This is a genomic window from Myxococcus sp. CA051A (genome assembly GCF_013336705.1).
Taxonomy (GTDB): domain Bacteria; phylum Myxococcota; class Myxococcia; order Myxococcales; family Myxococcaceae; genus Myxococcus; species Myxococcus llanfairpwllgwyngyllgogerychwyrndrobwllllantysiliogogogochensis.
The window spans coordinates 147,316-164,143 of record NZ_JABUMS010000003.1 but is presented as its reverse complement, the minus strand read 5'-3'; the positions used below and the strand labels follow the sequence as shown (position 1 = coordinate 164,143).

The 16,828-nt window shown below is 70.2% G+C and carries 15 protein-coding genes; 8 read left to right on the top strand and 7 right to left on the bottom strand.

Annotated elements, in window-relative coordinates; translation table 11 throughout:
• Positions 1–127 precede the first annotated feature (127 nt).
• Entirely contained in the window at positions 128–304 is a 177-nt protein-coding gene (locus tag HUA74_RS10690) for a hypothetical protein (RefSeq protein WP_174454481.1), read from the bottom strand.
• Between the two features lie 147 nt (positions 305–451).
• On the opposite strand from HUA74_RS10690, the gene HUA74_RS10685 reads away from it, so the two are divergent.
• Complete coding sequence (locus tag HUA74_RS10685; RefSeq protein ID WP_174454480.1) at positions 452–1,462, top strand: cupin-like domain-containing protein; 1,011 nt, start codon at positions 452–454, stop codon at positions 1,460–1,462.
• A gap of 10 nt (positions 1,463–1,472) precedes the next feature.
• Here HUA74_RS10685 and HUA74_RS10680 read toward each other — a convergent pair whose 3' ends face one another.
• Complete coding sequence (locus HUA74_RS10680) at positions 1,473–4,220, bottom strand: CHAT domain-containing protein (RefSeq protein ID WP_174454479.1); 2,748 nt, start codon at positions 4,218–4,220, stop codon at positions 1,473–1,475.
• A 489-nt stretch (positions 4,221–4,709) separates the two neighbouring features.
• On the opposite strand from HUA74_RS10680, the gene HUA74_RS10675 reads away from it, so the two are divergent.
• Positions 4,710–5,750: a polysaccharide lyase gene (locus HUA74_RS10675; protein WP_174454478.1), complete on the top strand. Its 1,041-nt coding sequence runs from the start codon at positions 4,710–4,712 to the stop codon at positions 5,748–5,750.
• Positions 5,751–5,864: 114 nt separating this feature from the next.
• Here HUA74_RS10675 and HUA74_RS10670 read toward each other — a convergent pair whose 3' ends face one another.
• The 3 genes from HUA74_RS10670 to HUA74_RS10660 all read right to left on the bottom strand — a co-directional run bounded on the left by HUA74_RS10670 (position 5,865) and on the right by HUA74_RS10660 (position 9,288).
• Positions 5,865–7,406: a DHA2 family efflux MFS transporter permease subunit gene (locus HUA74_RS10670; protein WP_141643474.1), complete on the bottom strand. Its 1,542-nt coding sequence runs from the start codon at positions 7,404–7,406 to the stop codon at positions 5,865–5,867.
• A 2-nt stretch (positions 7,407–7,408) separates the two neighbouring features.
• Positions 7,409–8,656, bottom strand: a complete 1,248-nt coding sequence (locus HUA74_RS10665) for an HlyD family secretion protein (RefSeq protein WP_174454477.1) — start codon at positions 8,654–8,656, stop codon at positions 7,409–7,411.
• A gap of 107 nt (positions 8,657–8,763) precedes the next feature.
• Entirely contained in the window at positions 8,764–9,288 is a 525-nt protein-coding gene (locus HUA74_RS10660) for a MarR family winged helix-turn-helix transcriptional regulator (protein WP_141643472.1), read from the bottom strand.
• 165 nt (positions 9,289–9,453) lie between these two features.
• Here HUA74_RS10660 and HUA74_RS10655 point away from each other — a divergent pair, with 165 nt between their 5' ends.
• Both HUA74_RS10655 and HUA74_RS10650 read left to right on the top strand, forming a co-directional pair.
• Positions 9,454–9,687 (top strand): hypothetical protein, encoded by a 234-nt coding sequence (locus tag HUA74_RS10655; RefSeq protein WP_174454476.1) that lies wholly within the window; start codon positions 9,454–9,456, stop codon positions 9,685–9,687.
• A gap of 38 nt (positions 9,688–9,725) precedes the next feature.
• Positions 9,726–10,292 carry a metal-dependent hydrolase gene (locus HUA74_RS10650; protein ID WP_141643470.1) on the top strand — a complete coding sequence of 189 codons (567 nt, stop codon included), beginning with the start codon at positions 9,726–9,728 and terminating at the stop codon, positions 10,290–10,292.
• On the opposite strand, the gene HUA74_RS10645 is transcribed toward HUA74_RS10650, so the two are convergent.
• Positions 10,283–11,377, bottom strand: a complete 1,095-nt coding sequence (locus tag HUA74_RS10645) for a lipopolysaccharide assembly protein LapB (protein ID WP_141643469.1) — start codon at positions 11,375–11,377, stop codon at positions 10,283–10,285. The two genes, HUA74_RS10650 and HUA74_RS10645, sit on opposite strands and share 10 nt — an antisense overlap.
• 12 nt (positions 11,378–11,389) lie before the next feature.
• Positions 11,390–12,583 carry a D-Ala-D-Ala carboxypeptidase family metallohydrolase gene (locus tag HUA74_RS10640; RefSeq protein ID WP_174454475.1) on the bottom strand — a complete coding sequence of 398 codons (1,194 nt, stop codon included), beginning with the start codon at positions 12,581–12,583 and terminating at the stop codon, positions 11,390–11,392.
• Between the two features lie 346 nt (positions 12,584–12,929).
• On the opposite strand from HUA74_RS10640, the gene cobT reads away from it, so the two are divergent.
• From cobT to HUA74_RS10620, 4 genes are all read left to right on the top strand, one after another.
• Complete coding sequence (gene cobT / locus HUA74_RS10635; RefSeq protein ID WP_174454474.1) at positions 12,930–13,991, top strand: nicotinate-nucleotide--dimethylbenzimidazole phosphoribosyltransferase; 1,062 nt, start codon at positions 12,930–12,932, stop codon at positions 13,989–13,991.
• Positions 13,992–14,042: 51 nt separating this feature from the next.
• Positions 14,043–14,783, top strand: a complete 741-nt coding sequence (gene cobS, locus HUA74_RS10630; RefSeq protein WP_174454473.1) for an adenosylcobinamide-GDP ribazoletransferase — start codon at positions 14,043–14,045, stop codon at positions 14,781–14,783.
• A 30-nt stretch (positions 14,784–14,813) separates the two neighbouring features.
• Positions 14,814–15,434, top strand: coding sequence for a histidine phosphatase family protein (locus tag HUA74_RS10625; RefSeq protein WP_174454472.1), 621 nt, complete (start codon positions 14,814–14,816; stop codon positions 15,432–15,434).
• A gap of 132 nt (positions 15,435–15,566) precedes the next feature.
• Entirely contained in the window at positions 15,567–16,826 is a 1,260-nt protein-coding gene (locus tag HUA74_RS10620; protein ID WP_174454471.1) for a cytochrome P450, read from the top strand.
• The last annotated feature ends 2 nt before the right edge of the window (positions 16,827–16,828 follow it).

Sequence of the window (16,828 nt, the reverse complement as noted above, 5' to 3'; positions counted from 1 at the left end):
GAAGGCGCCTGTTCCTTGAGAAAAAAGTGCAAGGGCACAGACAAGGAAATGCCCGGAGGGGGGTCATTCCCGTCCGGGCATTGGATCTCAGCGGGGGTGCGGGCCCGCCGCTGGTCGGGGAAGCGGCCTAGCGGAGCTCCGGAGCGGAGGCCAGGGCGGGGGTGGACGGCATCGGTAGGGGCTTGCGCTCGCGCTGCACCCCCACCTCGGTGGCGCAGTCCACGTAGTTGTTCTTCACGTGGGCGTCCGCGGCACTCGACTCGACGACCTTCGCACTCGGGGACTGCTTGGAACCGGGCGTCATGCCTCGCTCCTCGTGCTGGGATACAGGCAGCACGTACAAGTTGCTGGTGGATGAAACTTTGAAACTGTCGCCGTCCTTACCATGCTCCGGTGCGGTTCCGTGAGAGGCAGGGGGGTGGATTGAGTCGTGAAATCCAAGGATTTCCAAATGAGCGCGGATACGTCCCGGTTGGCATTGGAGTGGCAAGTCTGGCTGGTGGAGAACCTCGCGCTGGGGGTGACGCGGGAGGAGGCCTGTCGCGCGTTGATGGGTGTTGGGGTGGGTGAGGACGTGGCGCGGGAGGAAGTGGCGCGCGTGGAGGCGCATCCCTTCTTCCAGGCGTGTCAGCGGTTGGGGCGCCGCTACGGCTGGCTGGAGTCCGTCATGGATGTCTACAGCACACTGCACCGGCAGTCGGGCGGGCACGCGGCGCTGGAGCGGCGGGAGGGCCTGTCCGCGGACGAGTTCTTCACGCGCTACTACTTCGGCCACCGGCCGGTGGTGCTGACGGGGTTGATGAAGGACTGGCCCGCGCTGGAGCGCTGGACGCTGCCGTACCTGGCGGAGCGCGTGGGCGACGCGGAGGTGGAGGTGATGACGCGCCGGGAGTCGAACCCGGACCACGCGCCCGAGCCGGAGAAGCACCGCGAGGCGATGCGCTTTCGCGACTACGTGCACCGCGTGGCGACGGGGGGCACGACGAACGACTACTACATGGTGCCGCGCAACGAGAACTGGCAGCGCGATGGCTTCAAGCCCCTGCGCGACGACGTGCGCGCGCCCCAGGGCATCATCGACGCGGAGCTCCGGCCGGACATGATGACGCTGCTCTTGGGCCCGGCGGGCACCGTCACCCCGCTGCACCACGACAACATGAACGTGATGCTGGCGCAGGTGATGGGGCGCAAGCACATCAAGCTCATCCCCTCCTTCCAGCGCCACCTGATGTACCCGCGCTATGGGACGTTCAGCCACGTGGACGCGGCGCGCCCGGACGCCGAGCGCTTCCCGCTGTTCTCGGAAGCGCACGTGGTGGAGGCCGTGCTGGAGCCCGGAGAGCTGGTCTTCATCCCCGTGGGCTGGTGGCACTGGGTCCACGCGCTCGACGTGAGCGCGTCCGTCACGTTCCACCACTTCCTCGTGCCCCAGGGGAACACGTACCTGCCCACGCCGCTCTAGCGGCGCGTGCTCAGTCGGACGTCTCCACCAGCAGCACGTGGTGCGTCCAGCCGTTGCGGGCATCGCGCGCGAGCCACTTCTGTCGCTCGTCGCGCAAGGCCACGGCGGGCGCGGTGCCGCCGCGGATGCGCTGGCGCACGCCGTCGAAGAAGCGGCCCGCGGCGTCCGGGATGTCCACGGTGGAGGCGAGCACCGCGCGCGCGCCCGCCTCGATGAACGCGGCCGGCAGGCTGAAGGGCTCGTGGGTGGTGGTGGAGGCCAGCCGCCCCGCGCTGCATGCCGCGAGGAAGACGAGCGGCGCGCCCGCCAGCTTCTGCTGCCGGACGATGTCCGCCGTCAGCGCATAGCGGCCGTTGCCCTCGGGCGTCAGCACCACCAACGCGGCGTCGGAGAGGACCGGGTCGCTGATGCCGTGCGCGTGAATCTCGATTTCCGTCGCGTCCGACATGCCGGAGAGCACGCGCGAGGGCGTGGCGTCCGGGCCCGACAGCAGCTCCAGCGCCGTGGACTCCGTCTCGGTCGACGGCGTCCACGGGGGAAGCCGGGGCAGTTGCAGGAGCGCGGGCGCCTCCACGCTGGAGACCACCAGCCGCCGGGACGAGGGCGCGCCGCCAGGAGCCGGGACGGTGCGGCCCATGCGGAAGCTCCAGGGCTGGTCCGAGGGCAGCAGGTCCGTGCGCCCGAAGACAGGGGCCCAGGCCAGCACGTCCACCTGGGGGCAGCCTCGCAGCGCCTGCCGCACCCGCTCGGGAATGAGCTGCGCGCTGGAGCTCTCGGCGAAGGGCGCCTTGCGGTCTCCCTGGTAGTCGCCCACCAGCTCGCCGTCCGGTCCGCGCGCGACGGCCACGGAGCGCTCGCTGTGCACGGCGGCGGCCAGCGCGCACTTCGCGGGCACCTGCGTCTCCAACTGCGCGGCCATCAACTCCAGCACCCGCGCCCAGTCGCCGGTGCGCCCCGCATCGGTGACGAGCGAGGAGTAGCTCAGCGTCCACGACTCGCGCGCCAGCACGTCGGTGGACGGCAGCTTCCGCGCGTCCTCGATGGCGCCCGTGAGCAACTCCACGCCCCGCTCATGCTCCCGGTCCAGCGCGAAGCGGCCCTCGATGTAGCGCGCGTACACGGCGTCGCCGGGTATCGGGTTGTTGACCCGCGCGACGTCGAACACGTGGCGCAGCCGCTCCGCGTCCTTCGGGTCCGGACGCGCGCGCGCCATCTCCGCGAACGTCGCGCCGAACATCAGGTCCAACGGCGCCTGGGGGCACGCGGCGGCGGCGGCCAGCGCCTCACGCGCGGCCTCCGGACGCAGCGCCAGGTAGGACGTGTGGGCCCGATTGATGTTCGGCCAATAGCAGGGGTCGATGCGACCGCCGCGCGCGGACCACTCCTCCACATAGGCGAGCGCGCTGGAGAAATCGCCGCGGTCCCTCGCGATGTGGTTGAGGTTCTCCAGCGCCGTCAGCTCCAGGTCCCACTCCTGGAGCTGGCGCGCCCAGGACCAGGCGGTGCGCGTGTGCTGCTCGGCCTCCGTCAGCCGCCGCAGGTCCGCGTAGAGGATGCCCAGGCGGCCCTCCAGCTCCACGCAGCGCACGGAGAAGGCGCCCTCGCGGCAGCGCTGGAGCGCGTTGAACAGGCGCTGCTCGGCCTTCCACCACTCCCCGTCCGCCACCTCCTTGCGGGCCCGCTCGCGCTCCAGATAGAGGCTGAACCAGGAGTCCTGGTCGCGCTGGGTTCGCGACTCCAGGTCCGGCAGGTAGCGCAGCGCGGCCTTGTTGTGCAGCGCCAGCCCGACGAAGAGGTCGTCCTCACTGGAGGCGCGCACCATCTCCACCAGCGACTCCGGCGCGGCGGCGCGCTTGCGCACCGCCTCCGCGTAGCTCCGCGACAGCTCACCCCGGCGGGCGAAGTCGCGGGACGACACGCGCGTCACATAGTCCCCGAGCGAGGAGCCGCCCTGGATGCGGTCCAACTCCCGCGCCAGCGGCATCAGCGCCAGCACGCGCTCCTTCGACGGCGCCGCGCGGACCACGTCGTAGAAGTGCTGCCGGACGACCCCCGGACTCTGACGCGCTTCCTGGAGGGGCAGCGGCGCCTTCGCGTCGTCCATCAGCGCCAGCGTCGCGTCGCGCGCGCCGCGCCACTTCCTCGCCCGCTCCAGCGTCTCCTCGCGCAGCGTCAGCGCGTGCGCCTTCGCCTCGCGGCTCCACCCCTGCTCACCGAGCGCGGCCACCTTCTCGAAGGTCTCCGCCGCCTTCATGGTGAGCCCCATGTCGCGGAGCACCAGCGCGCGGTTCCACAACGCCTGCGGGTGCTGGGGCTTCGTCGCCAGCACGCCATCCAGCAACCTCAGCGCCTGCTCGTGGGCTCCCTTCGCCAGGTGCACGGCGGCCAGATCGCTGTCGCGGTCCGGGGATGACGTCATCCGCTCCAGGAAGGAGCCGGACTGGTTCCACTCGCCCTGCAGGCCGTACGCGGCGGCGATGCCCGCCCAGTCGCCCTCCTCCTCCAGCCGGGCCAGCTCTTTCAACGGAATGGGCTCGGGAGGAATGAGACAGCCACCCGCGGAGACTCGCGGACGGTAACGGTCGGCTTCCGGGTAGGTGAGTCGGGCCTCGATGCGCGCGGACGCCCGGCGCTCGGCCCAGAATCGCGTCTCCACTCCGTTCCCCCCGGACGGTGTGCGCGCGAGCAGGAAGGTGACAACGAGCACGGGCGCGGCCAACGCCAGGACCAGGGCCTTGTCGTACGTCGACTTCAACATGCTGCCCCCTCGGGCGCCTCCCCCAAGCAGCCGCCCACGCGTTGGGTTCTACACCAACCCTCCTGCCTCCGCCGACTTTCGACGGAAAGCAGACACCCCTCCCCCAGGGTGCGGACGTTCGGGAGTCCACGTCCGTCTCGTACGAACGGACATGCCGCCGAATCCTCGGCACCGGTGACGCAGGTCCGGATTTCCCATGCAACGGCGGACGTGCGGGACGACGGCGCGTCCCCAGGCCGTGGAGCATGCGAGCACGACACGACTCGAGGTGGCTCGCGCACCCACCCGCGACGCGGCGCTCCATCCCCCCAGAATCACTGCGCGATGCGGCAACCGGCGAGCGAGCACGAAAGCGCCGTGCCGCTTCACTCCCCACCGAGCGAACGGACGAGGGCGCGCACCCCTGGGGGTTGGCAGCCAGTCATGAGCGGGAAGTAGCACGCCCGGCCGGGTGTCCCCATGCGCCAACCCGGAATGAAAGGACCTCGTTTGACCGCATTCCTTCGACTCGCCGCCCTGGTGTTGCTGGTTCCCTCACTCGCCTCCGCGGAGGTGGTGTGGAAGGGCGACTTCGAGACCGGAAACATTTCGCAGTGGACGCGCTCGCAGAGCGTCTCCAACAGCCGTCTTCAAGTGGTGACGGACATGGTGCGCGAAGGCCGCTATGCCCTGAAGGCCACCGTGCGCCAGGGCGATGACCCCATCGGCGCCAGCGGCAATCGCAACGAGTTGCTCTACATCAGTGAGGAGAAGGCGGGCTCCACGTACTTCTACAAGTGGAGCACGCTGTTCCCGAAGGACTACCCCCTGTCGGACGGGTGGCAGGTCTTCGCGCAGTGGCACCAGGAGGGCTGCTGTGGCTCGCCCCCGCTGGAGTTCTTCGTGAAGGGCGACCAGATGTTCCTGCGCGTGGGCGGCTCCGAAGGTCCCATCCCCTGGCAGGGCCCGCTCTCCCGGGGCTCGTGGCACGACTTCGTGCTCCAGGTGAAGTGGTCTTCCAACGCGAAGGTCGGCTTCGTGCAGCTCTGGCACAACGGCAAGCTGGCGCTGCCGAAGACGATGGGCGCCACGCAGTTCGGCAGCGAGATGAACTACCTGAAGCTCGGCCTGTACCGCGAGGACACCATCCAGCCCGAGGCGAGCGTGTACCACGATGGTTTCACCATGAGCACCGCGCTCGAGGACGTGATTCCCCCCGCGCCGGTGCCGGAGCCGACTCCCACGCCGACGCCCGTGCCGGAGCCGACTCCCACGCCGACGCCGGACCCCACGCCCACCCCCACCCCGACGCCCACCCCGCCTCCGGTCATCACCGTGCCCACGCTGCCCGGCACCGGCACGCCGAACGTCGGCGTGGTGAACAATCCTGGCGATGGCACCCACAACCCGATGTCCGACAGCGGCGCGCAGGGCTGTGGCGCGTCGGCCACGGGCGGCGCTCCGTTCGTCGCCGCCACCGCGCTCTTGGCCATGGCCACGCTGCTGAGCCGTCGTCGCAAGCCCGCGCAAGTCCGCGCCCCCCGGCGCTGAGATGAACCGGCGGACCTCTTCTCCGCCGCCTGGAAACACGAAAGCGGGTCCGTTCCTCGAGAGCGGACCCGCTTTTGTGTTTTCAGCGCGTGCGCGGCGCGAGCCGCCCGGACGTCAGTGAGCGCCCTCCACCTTCACGCCGGGATTGGCGCGCTGGAGGAGGAACACCAGCACCAGTGAGCACGCGAAGATGGCGGTGAGCACGGTGAAGTTGGCGTTGAAGGCCCGCACCAGCGCCTGCATGTTGATGCGCTGGCTGAACAGGCCATAGGCGGCGGCCAGGGGGTCCGTCACCCGCGCGGCCACCGTGGCCTTGAGGGCGGCGAGTTGCTCCTGGGTCACCTGGCTGTACGGGTCCACGTGCGACGCGAGCGCCGTGGTGTTCACCTTCGTCAGCCGGTTGAGCGCGCTGCTCATCCACGCGGTGCCGATGGAGCCTCCCAACTCGCGCGTCAGGTTGAAGAGCCCCGCCGCGTTGCCGCGCTGGTCCGGACGCAGATTGCTGAGCGCCATCACCGACAGCGGCACGAAGATGAAGCCCATGGAGCAGGCGCGGATGAAGACGGGTGTAATCAGCGCCGCCTCGTCCGCCGTGCTGCTCAAGTGGCCATTGGTCCACAGCGAGAAGCACATGCCGACGATGCCCAGGCCCACCAGCCACCGCCCGTCCAGCTTGCCGCCGAACTTGCCGATGAGCGGCATCAACAGCACCTGGATGAAGCTGCCCTTGAGGAACACCAGGCCGATGTCGAGCGCCGAGTAGTGCATCACCGTGCCGCAGAAGAGGCTGAAGAGGAACGAGCCTCCGAACAGCGCCGTCCCGACGAGGAAGTTCACCCCCGTGGCCGCCGCATAGGAGCGGTTGGCGAAGACCCTTAAATCCACCACCGGCTCGGGTGTCTCCAATTGGTGGACGATGAAGGTGATGAGCGCCACGCCCGCCACCACGGCGAGCACGGTGATTTTCATGCTGTCGAACCAGTCCTCGCGCGTGCCCTCCTCCAGCACGAACTGGAGCGCCGCCATGCCCACCGCGAGCAGGGCGATTCCCCACCGGTCCACGCGGGCCGTGGAGGGCGCGAAGTCCTCCTGCTTGATGTGACGCCACGCCATGAACGCGGCGAACAGGCCCACCGGCAGGTTGATGAGGAATATCCAGTGCCAGCTCGCCACCTCGATGAGCATGCCGCCCACCGTGGGCCCCAGGAGCGGCCCCGTCACCGCGCCCAGGCCGAAGAGCGCGCCGGCCATGCCGTGCTCCTTCTGTGGATAGCGCGCGAAGAGGATGGCCTGCGACGTGGGGATGATGGCGCCACCCCCCATGCCCTGGAGGATGCGGAAGGCCACCAGCGACGGCAGGTCCCACGCGAGGCCACACAGCACGCTGGCCGCGGTGAAGATGAGGATGGACGCGGTGAAGTAGCGCCGGAAACCGAAGCGCCGCTGGAGCCAGCCCGTCATCGGGATGACCACCACGTTCGCCATCATGTAGCCGGTGGACACCCAGGCAATCTGGTCCAACGGCGTGCCGAAGCTCGCGCGGATGTCGCTGAGCGCGACGTTGACGATGGAGATGTCCAGCACGGACATCAGCGCCGCGGCCATGGCGGCGATGGTGATGCCGGCCTTGGAGCCGGTGATGACGTCGCCCTTCACGACTAGTTGCTCCTCGTGTCCACGGTGACGACGGCGCTCATGCCCGGCTTGAGCGCCACCTGCGACTCACCGTCGAAGCGGATGAGCACGGGGATGCGCTGCACCACCTTCACGAAGTTGCCGGACGCGTTGTCCGGAGGCAGCAGCGCGAAGCGCGCGCCGCTGGCGCCGGCCAGGCTGTCCACATGGCCCTTGAAGGCGTGGCTCCCAAAGGCATCCACCTCCACCTCCACCGGCTGGCCCGCCTTCATCTCGCCCACCTGGTCCTCCTTGAAGTTGGCCACCACCCACACGTCGTCCTGCGGCACCACCGCCATCAGCGGACGCTCCGGGCCCACCATCTGCCCCACCTCCACCGTGCGACGGCTCACCACGCCGTCCACCGGCGCGCGCACCTTCGTGTAGGAGGCGGCCAGCTCCGCCAGGTGCAGCGCCGCCTGGGCCTGCTTGAGCTTCGCGTCGGACAGCTTCACCGCCGCCTGCGCCGCCTGCACCTGCACCGGCCCCGTCTCCGCGGCGGCCAGCTTCCCCTGCGCCGTCTCCAGCCCACCGGAGGAGCCCTGCACCCCCGCCTGCGTGGAGGTCAGCCGCGCGCGCGCCACGTCCAGCAACGCCTTCGCCTGGTCATACGCGGACTGCCGCGCGTCCAGGTCCGCCTGCGTCACCGCGCCCTCCGCCTTCAGCGTCTTCACGCGCGTCATGTCCGCGTCCGCCAGCTTGAAGCGGGCCTCGGCCGCCGCCACGTCCGCGTGCGACTGGTCCAGCGCCGCCTTGGACGAGCTGATGCCGCTGTTCGCCTGCACCACGCCGCCGCGCGCCTGGCGCAGGTTGGCGCCGGCGTTGACCTCCGTGAGCGCCAGCTGCGACTGGGCGTTGGACGCCTGGGCCTCCGCGCTCAGCACGTCCGCGCGGGCCACCTCCAGCTTCGCGTCCAGGTCCGTGGAGTCCAGTTCGACGAGGACGTCGCCGGCCTTCACCGCCTGGTTGTCGCTCACCCGCACCTTGGCGACCATGCCGGAGACGCGCGGCGACACGTTGGCGATGCGGCCTTCCACCTGCGCGTCATCCGTGGACTCGTGGCCACGCGTCAGCACCCAGCGGGCGCCACCTCCCACCAGCGCCAGCGCGACGAGGGCGGGCAACACCTTCTTCGCTCGCGAGCGCGGCGCGGCGGGCTCCTTCACGACGGAGGGGAGGTTCTTCGGAACATCGTTGTCCTGCACATCCAGGGAGGGGGAAGCAGTGCTCATGGTGGTTCTCAAAGGTTCAGCGGGTCGATGATTTGGTGGCTAACCATCTGGACGCAGCGGCTCATCCGCCGAATCGGCAAAGGGGAATCAAGGGTTCAGGGGGTGGCTCACGGCTCCCGGAAGGCCGGGATGCCGGTGGAGACCTTGGCCAGCAGCTCGCGCAGGGTGACGCGTTCCTGCTCGTTCAACGGAGACATGAGCGCGGCGACGCGGCGGTAGTGCTCGGGGAGCATGCCTTCGAGCAGTTGCCGGGCCTTCGGCGTGAGGTGCACGGTGTACATGCGGCGGTCTTCCGGGTGGTCCTCCCGGGAGATGAGGCCGTCCTTCTCCAGCGTGTCGAGCAGGCCCGTCATGGTGGCGCGGCTCACACACGAGTTCTCCGCCAGCTCCGCCGGCGTGAGCCCTCGGCCGTCCTCCGCCTCGCTGGTGGAGAACAGCCGGACGAGCACGGTGAAGCGCCCCTTCGACAGCCCGTGTCGCGCCAGGCTGGCGTCGTAGGCGTCGGATAAATCGTTCGACAGGCGCAGCAGGGTGATGCACGTCTCCAGGCCGCTCGTGTCGAGCTGCGGGAAGCGCCGCGCCAGTCGCTGCAACCGCTCGAAGCGGGTGATGGGAGGAGGACTCACGCTCATCTCGATGCGCGGCGAAAAGATGCCGCCCCCAACTCGTAAGGCCCCTAACTAGTGGGCGCAATAGAAATCTGCGGGAGGGCGCCAGAAAGAGACAGGCAGGGCTGCTCGCCTGCCCGGGGAGTGAAGGCGAATCCCCAAGGGCCACGCGCACCGTTATGAAGGGGTGTGCTCGACGTGAAGGACCCCACCGTGCAGGAGGCGCTGCGCCGTGCTTCCGAGGAGGCCGGGCTGCCGGACTCCCTGCGCAGCTGCGTGTATGGCCTGCTCAGGGACCCGGAGGGGGACTGGTCCCCCTGCTGCGGTGGAGGCTGCCAGCCGTGCTCGGCCACGCTGGCGGACGTGGCGGTGCGGACGCTGGAACTCCTGGGTACGCCCCGTCGCTCGCCCGTGCCCACGTGAGCACGGGGACGCGCCGCTGACGTAGGCTCCGGGGCTTCATGAATCCCCTCGTCCATGCGGAGTTCTCGTGGCTGGCGGCGCAGGGGCTGCGCGAGCGAAGAGACCGCATCCTGGTCACCTGCGCGGGACTGGCACCGGACCTGGATGGGCTCACGCTGCTGGGGGGCGAGGAGCTGTACGTGCGCTATCACCACGTGCTGTTCCACGGCTACGTGGGGGCGCTCCTCACCGCCGCGGTGTGCATGGGGCTGGCGCGACAACGGCTGCGCGTGGGGCTGCTCGCGTTGGGGACCTTCCACCTGCACCTGCTCTGCGACCTCGCGGGCAGCGGGCCGGGGTGGCCCATCTACTACTACTGGCCCACCAGCTTCCGGGAGTGGTTCTGGCAGGGGCAGTGGAACCTCTCCTCGTGGCAGAACGCGGTCATCGGCCTCATCACCACGCTGGCGTGTTTCGCGTGCGCGCTGCGCTGGCGGCGGACCTTCGTCGAGCTGCTGTCCCCGCGCTGGGACGCGGAGGTGACGAAGACCTTGCGGCGGCGCTTCCTCGGGGAGCGCGAGGCGCCCGCACCCGGGAGCGCCGAGCGAAGTGGCCCTCACGGCTGATGGCAGTCGCGCCGCAGCGCCTCCACCTGGTCCTGCGGCATGGCCCGCACGGTGGTGGGCGCGAGCTCGCGGAAGCGCTCGCACTTCTCCTTCGCATCGGGCTCCTGCTCCAGGGTCTGCGTGGCCACCTGCGCGGCCTGCGCCGGCTCGCCCTTGCTCTGATAGAGGCGCTCCAGCATGACGTGTGTCGCCTCGGGCTTCGGGTTCTCCTCCAGTTGTCGCTTCGCGGCGACAATCGCCTCGTCGACCCGCCCCTGGCGCTCCAGCTCCGCCGCCTGCTCGAGTGACGCGGTCTCCGTGCAGTAGGGGAGCAGCTCCTTCACCTTCTTCGACAGCTCCGCCTTCTGCGCGTACAGCTTCGGGTCCGCGGACCGCCAGACCTCGCAGCGCGTGGCACGACGCTCGCCTTGCATGAGCGTCGACACCCGCTCGGTCACCTGGGCCGCGTCCTTCGGGCGTCCCGCGCCCTCCAACTGCTTCGCGAAGTCCAGGTGCGCGAGCGCATCACTCGAGTCGCGATAGGGGCTCACCTCCAGGTGCTTCTGGTAGCTGCGCACCGCCGCGTCCACCTCCCCCACCGACAGCTCCGTGCGCGCCAGCTCCCGGTTGGCCTGCGGATGGACCGGGTTGAGCTCCACCGTGCGTCGCAACAGCGGCAGTCGCTGCGCCTCGTCCTTCTGTCGAAGGCTCAGCTCCCAGTAGGGCCTGGCATCCTTCGAGCCCAGCTCCACCTGCCGCTGGTAGATGTCCAGCGAGCGCTGCCGCAAGTCCCCCCGGGAGCGCCCCTGCGGTGACTCGCGAAACGACGTGTTCCAGTACGCCTGCGCCAACGCGAGCTGCACGTCCTGCTGGTTCGGGTTCTCGTTCGCCGCTTCCTCCAGCAGGGCGATGGCCCTCGCGCAGCGCGCCTTGTCGAAGCCATCCGAGGGACAGTCCCGCTGCGCCAACCGGATGCCCTCCTTCGCCGTGGGCGACAGCGTGGCGGGCGTCGCCACCGAGGGCTTGGGCGCCGCGGACGACGGGACTTGTGCCAGCACGGGCGTGAGCACCCCCCACACCGCGACGAGTAGAACCTTCGCGCTCATCTGCCCTCCTTGCTACCGCTGGATGTGGACGTGGTCCGCCGCCGGGTCATTGCAGTCGAGGAACGTCACCGGCCCGTTCTCCGTGAAGCTGTCTTCCTCGCCCACCACCCGGATGCCCGCGAGTTCCACCAGACACATGAGCTGCCGCGCGTCCCTGCCGGGCACCACCATGGAGCGCGGGTCGATGTCGAGCGCGCGTCCCCGGGTGTGACGACTGTTGATGGAGCCCGAGCCGATGAACCGGTTGCGCTGCGGATTGCGAAACGCGCTGGTGATGAAGGGCTCCACGCTCACCGTCGCGACGCGGTTGTTCGCGGTGGTGTCGGCCCGCCGGTTCGGCCCGGCGAGGATGGGCCCCGCGCACAGGCCGCCCACCCGGAGTCCCGCGCACACGTCATCGCCGCTCGGCGTGGTGTCTCCCAGGGGCCCGAGCATCAGCACCGACCCCCCGGACGATACGACCACCGTCGCGGGGCTCCTCGTCACAGTGCCCACCGGCACCACCTGCACATCATCCTTGAGGAGCTTGTTCAGCTCGGTGTCCACGTCCTGGAGCAGCTTGTCCAGGTCGCCCGGCGTCTCCTCGGCGACGAGCGTGTAGTTGCCCCGATTGAGCGTCGTGTTGCCCGGCACGCGGATGTTGGCCAGCGTCGGCTGGAAGTCCGTGTCGTAATCCACGTACTCCTGTCTCAGCGTGTCCGTCTCGTCCTGGCGGAGGAACGAGGACGGAGGCAGCTTCACCTCCAGCCCGCGGCCATCCTCCAGGTCGAGCACGCCCAACACCTCGTACTCGAGCGGAGGGTTGGGGTCCCGACTGCCTGCCACCGACTGTGCGGACTTGCCTCGGAACGTCAGCTCGGCACCTGTCGCCGTGGCGGGCTCCGCGGGCCCGGTGCGCGTGCCCACCGGCGTCACCGTCCACTTGATGCGGTCCACCAACCCCGCCTCGCCGCCCGTGACGCGCGCGCGGACCACCAGCTCCTCGCTCGTCACGAACGACGTGCGTGGAGGCGTTTCCTCGCGGCGCGTGAAGGCCTCGATGATGGCCAGCGACACCGGCTCACCCCCTTCCGGCGTGGTGACTTCCACCAGGGGCGGAGGCGCTCCACTGCCCCCCGTGCCCGTCGGGTCCGACTCGCTCCCGCACTTGCAGCTCGCGACGAGCGCCACCAGCGCCAGCCCCCACCACCGTGCCTTCCTGTTCATGAGCGCCTCCCCCCGCCGCCCTGATCTCGGGACAGCCGTACAGCGGCCCGCGCACTTTCACCCGCGCCGCGCCGCGTGCCAGGGACACACGCCTCAGCGCTGTCACTGACCCGACGCGCCGGAACCCAATCCCTCACTGCTCGACGATGCGCCGCCTCGAAGGGCAACCCTCGTCGCATGGACTCCCAGCCCTCGAAGGCACACCGCCCGTGGCCTCCACGACAGGACGCGCGTGCGGGGTTGTGTCCACCACCATGCAGCACCGCGCCCTTGGACCGGCCCGCGGCCATTGCCTCGCGGCACCGCGCACGCCTAGCTTGAAGGGGTTTCCCTCGAAGGGGGCCCCATGCCTGCGTACCGTGACGTGCTCGCCAGGATTCCCGAACCTGACGCCGAGGCAGGGAGCCAGTGCCAGGGCCTGCTGGACATGAAGACGAAGCCCCAGGGCAGCCTGGGCCGCCTGGAGGAGCTGGCGTGTCAGTGGGCCACGCTGCGCGGTGAGCCCGCGCCCGCGATGCCGCGCAAGGGGCTGGTGGTGATGGCGGCGGACCACGGCGTGACGGAGGAAGGCGTGAGCGCCTACCCCGCGGAGGTCACCGCGCAGATGGTGGCCAACTTCGCCCGAGGCGGCGCCGCCATCAACGTGCTGGCCCGACAGCACGGCGTGCGCGTGGAGGTCGTCGACATGGGCGTGCGCGTTCCCGTGGAGGGACTGGAGGGCGTGCGCATGCACAGCCAGGGCCCCGGTACGGCCAACCTGGCCCGAGGGCCGGCCATGTCGCGCAAGACGGCCGAGGAGGCCCTGAGCGTGGGCGCGCTCCTGGCGTTGGAGCTGGCGGACTCGGGCGTGACGCTGCTGGGCCTGGGCGACATGGGCATTGGCAACACCACCGCGTCGGCGGCGCTCACGTGCGTGCTCGCGGGCGTGTCACCGGACATGGCCACCGGGCGAGGCACGGGCGTGGACGACGCGGGCCTCACGCGCAAGGTGGAGGTGGTGCGCCGCGCGCTCGCGGTGAACAAGCCGGACGCGGCGGACCCGCTGGACGTGCTCGCCAAGGTGGGCGGCTTTGAAATCGCGGGCCTGGCCGGCGCGGCGCTGGGCGCGGCCTCGCGGCGGGTGCCCGTCATGCTGGATGGCTTCATCTCCTCGGTCGCCGGGCTGGTGGCCGCACGGCTGTGTCCCAAGGTGATGCCCTTCCTGCTCGCCAGTCACATGTCGCGCGAGGCGGGCCACCGCCGGGTGCTGGAGGCCCTGCGCCTGCGGCCCCTGCTCGACCTGGGCCTGCGCCTGGGCGAGGGCACGGGCGCCGTGCTCGCGATGGGGCTGATGGACAGCAGCATGCACATCCTGCACGAGATGGCGACGTTCGCCTCGGCGGGCGTCGCGGAGAAGAGCCGGCGCTGAGGCTCGCTCCTCCGGCCGAAACGTGGCAGGAGTCGCGACACCCGAGCCCCCATGAAGCGACTCCTCGCCGGCATCGCCTTCCTCAGTCGCATCCCCGTCCCCGGGGCGGCCACCTTCGACGCCGCCGACGTGGGCCGCGCGACGCTGTGCTTCCCCCTGGTGGGCGCCCTGCTCGCCGCCCTGCTCGTCGGCGTGCGCTTCGCGCTCTACCCGCTGCTGCCGTCGATGGTGACGGCGTATCTGCTGCTCGCCGTCTACGCGCTGCTCACCGGCGCTCTGCACCTGGACGGGCTGGCGGACATGGCGGACGGCTTCGGCGGCGGGCGCACCAAGGAGGACGTGCTGCGCATCATGAGAGACCACGTCATTGGCGCCTATGGAGGTGTCGCGCTGTTGCTGACCGTGGGACTCAAGGCCACCGCCCTGGCGGCGCTGCTGGAGCGCGGGCAGGCGGACGCCGCGCTGGTCGTGGCGCTGGCGCTGGGCCGCTGGGGCTCCGTCCCTCAAGGCTGGCTGCTTCCCTATGCGCGGCGAAGCGGGGGCATCGGCATGGCCATCACCGACTATGTGGGCCGCGTCGAAGTCATCGGCGCCACGGTGCTGGCGCTCGGCTTCGCGCTGGGCCTGATGGGCTGGCGAGGGGGCGTGGCCCTGGTGATGGTGGCCGTCGTATCCGCGCTCCAGGGCCTCTGGTGCCGGAAGAAAATCGATGGCATCACCGGCGATACCATGGGAGCCAACACCGAGGTCTGCGAGGCGCTGGTGCTCGTGCTCGCGCTGGCACTCGGTTGAAGTGAAGCGAGCATAGGGAACGGACGCGGCATGGACTGGCGAATACCGAGCGGCGTGACGCGCATGATTCTGCTGCGGCACGGCAAGCCCTCCGAGGAGATGAAGGGCCGTTGCTACGGACGGCTCGACGTGGGCCTCGCGCCGGAGGGGCATGCCCAGGCGGAGCGTGCCGCGACCCTGCTGGCCAGCGCGGACCTCCAGGGCCTCTACTCGAGTCCTCGCCGCCGAGCCCTCGATACGGCGAAGCGCGTGGCGGAGGGACGCGGCCTGGACATCCGCGTGGAGGAGGCCTTCCGCGAAATCGACTTCGGACTCTTCGAGGGCCTCACCTACGAGGAGGCCGAGCGCCAGTTTCCGGAGGTGTACGCCGAATGGATGGCGCACCCCGAACGGGTGCGGTTTCCAGAGGGAGAGACCTTCTCGGAGATGCGCGAGCGCGTCCGTGCGGGGGGCCGAGCCCTGCGCGCGCGACATGTCGGACAGTGCTTCGCCCTGGTGTCGCATGGAGGCGTCAACCGCACCCTCCTCGCCGAGTCGCTGGGCATGGCGGACAAACATCTGTTCCGCCTGGACCAGGTCCACGCCGCCGTGAATGTCATCGACTTCTATGGCGATGAGCCCGTGGTGAAGTTGACGAACGCGGCGCCGTGACACAGCGGGCCAGCCCCCCGGGGCCCTCGGCTTGACCGGTTTTGTCCGCGAGGCGTAGCCTTTGCGATTCACGGCGCGGCGCTGTGTCTGTCTTTCTCACATCGTCCATCCGCCGCACGGGGGACCCGTCCCATGGAGAGCGACCCGCGAGGCGAAGCCGACAGGCCTCCCAGCGCCCCCGGGGCCCGTGAGACGCACTGCCTCAATCCCTTCTCACCTGAGTCACGGGGCAATCCCTACGCCGTCTATGAGCAACTCCTCCAGCGGCCCGCCTGCTGGAACCCCGAGCTCCGGTTGTGGCTGTTCTCCCGCCACGCGGACTGCGTGGAGGTGCTCTCCCATCCGCGCTTCAGCCGGAACATCACGGGCGCCAGGGAGAGCCGCCCCGAGGACTTCCCTTCGCCTCCGGAGGCGCTCGCGGCGCTGTCCGCCATGCACCGTCAGTGGTTCCTGTTGATGGACCCGCCGGACCACACGCGCCTGCGCGCCGTGACGAAGCGCGCGCTGGGTCCACGCATGAAGGAGCTGTCCCTGCACGTCCAGGCCACGGTGGAGGCGCTCCTCTTCCGGGCGCGCCAGAAAGGAGAGCTGGACATCATCGCGGACCTGGCCGCGCCGCTGGCCCGGACGACGCTGCGCTGGCTCGTGGGCGCCGACGAGCTGGACTCGGACCTGTACCAGCGCTGGGCGCTCGCGCTCGCACGCTGTGGAGACGCCTCCGCGCCGCTGGCCGTGAGAGAGGCCGCCAGCGCCGCCACTCGCGAGGTGAGCCAGAGCCTCCAGGCCTCCGTCACCCGGCGCAGGCAATCGCGTCGCGGCGATGTCCTCGGGCTGCTGGTGGCCGCGCAGGAGGACGAGCAGGCGCTGAGCGAGGAGGAGCTGCTGCCCACCTGCATGCTCCTGCTCTTCGGAGGCTACGACACGTCCGTCAACCTCATCGGCAACGGGGTGCTCGCGCTGATGGAGCACCGCGCGCAGTGGGAGGCGCTGTGTACCCAGCCCTCGCGCCTCAAGGGGACGGTGGAGGAGGTGCTGCGCTTCGACACGCCGTTGCAGCTCTGCTCGCGCATGGCCCAGGAGGACGTGGAGGTGGGCGGCGCCGCCGTGCGCTCGGGCGAGTGGGCCTGGGTGTTGCTGGGCGCGGCGAATCGGGACCCGCGGCGCTTCGAGCAACCCGACACGCTCGACATCCAACGCCCGGACCTCCAGCACATCGCCTTCGGCCACGGCATCCACCAGTGCGTCGGGGCGGCGCTCGCGCGCATGGAGGCCCAGGGCGCGCTGGGCATGCTGGCCAGGGACCTGCCTGGACTGCGACTGGTGCCCGGCGCGTGGAAGCGGCGCGACACCGCCGTGTTCCGGGGCCTCACCTCACTGCCCTGCCAGGGCTGAGC

Bases quoted from the DNA above. Each gene is read 5' to 3' on its own strand.
- HUA74_RS10620 (WP_174454471.1), top strand. From the start codon at position 15,567: ATGGAGAGCGACCCGCGAGGCGAAGCCGACAGGCCTCCCAGCGCCCCC.
- HUA74_RS10685 (WP_174454480.1), top strand. From the start codon at position 452: ATGAGCGCGGATACGTCCCGGTTGGCATTGGAGTGGCAAGTCTGGCTG.
- cobT (WP_174454474.1), top strand. From the start codon at position 12,930: ATGCCTGCGTACCGTGACGTGCTCGCCAGGATTCCCGAACCTGACGCC.
- cobS (WP_174454473.1), top strand. From the start codon at position 14,043: ATGAAGCGACTCCTCGCCGGCATCGCCTTCCTCAGTCGCATCCCCGTC.
- HUA74_RS10660 (WP_141643472.1), bottom strand. From the start codon at position 9,288: ATGAGCGTGAGTCCTCCTCCCATCACCCGCTTCGAGCGGTTGCAGCGA.
- HUA74_RS10690 (WP_174454481.1), bottom strand. From the start codon at position 304: ATGACGCCCGGTTCCAAGCAGTCCCCGAGTGCGAAGGTCGTCGAGTCG.
- HUA74_RS10665 (WP_174454477.1), bottom strand. From the start codon at position 8,656: ATGAGCACTGCTTCCCCCTCCCTGGATGTGCAGGACAACGATGTTCCG.
- HUA74_RS10680 (WP_174454479.1), bottom strand. From the start codon at position 4,220: ATGTTGAAGTCGACGTACGACAAGGCCCTGGTCCTGGCGTTGGCCGCG.
- HUA74_RS10645 (WP_141643469.1), bottom strand. From the start codon at position 11,377: ATGAGCGCGAAGGTTCTACTCGTCGCGGTGTGGGGGGTGCTCACGCCC.
- HUA74_RS10650 (WP_141643470.1), top strand. From the start codon at position 9,726: ATGAATCCCCTCGTCCATGCGGAGTTCTCGTGGCTGGCGGCGCAGGGG.
- HUA74_RS10640 (WP_174454475.1), bottom strand. From the start codon at position 12,583: ATGAACAGGAAGGCACGGTGGTGGGGGCTGGCGCTGGTGGCGCTCGTC.
- HUA74_RS10625 (WP_174454472.1), top strand. From the start codon at position 14,814: ATGGACTGGCGAATACCGAGCGGCGTGACGCGCATGATTCTGCTGCGG.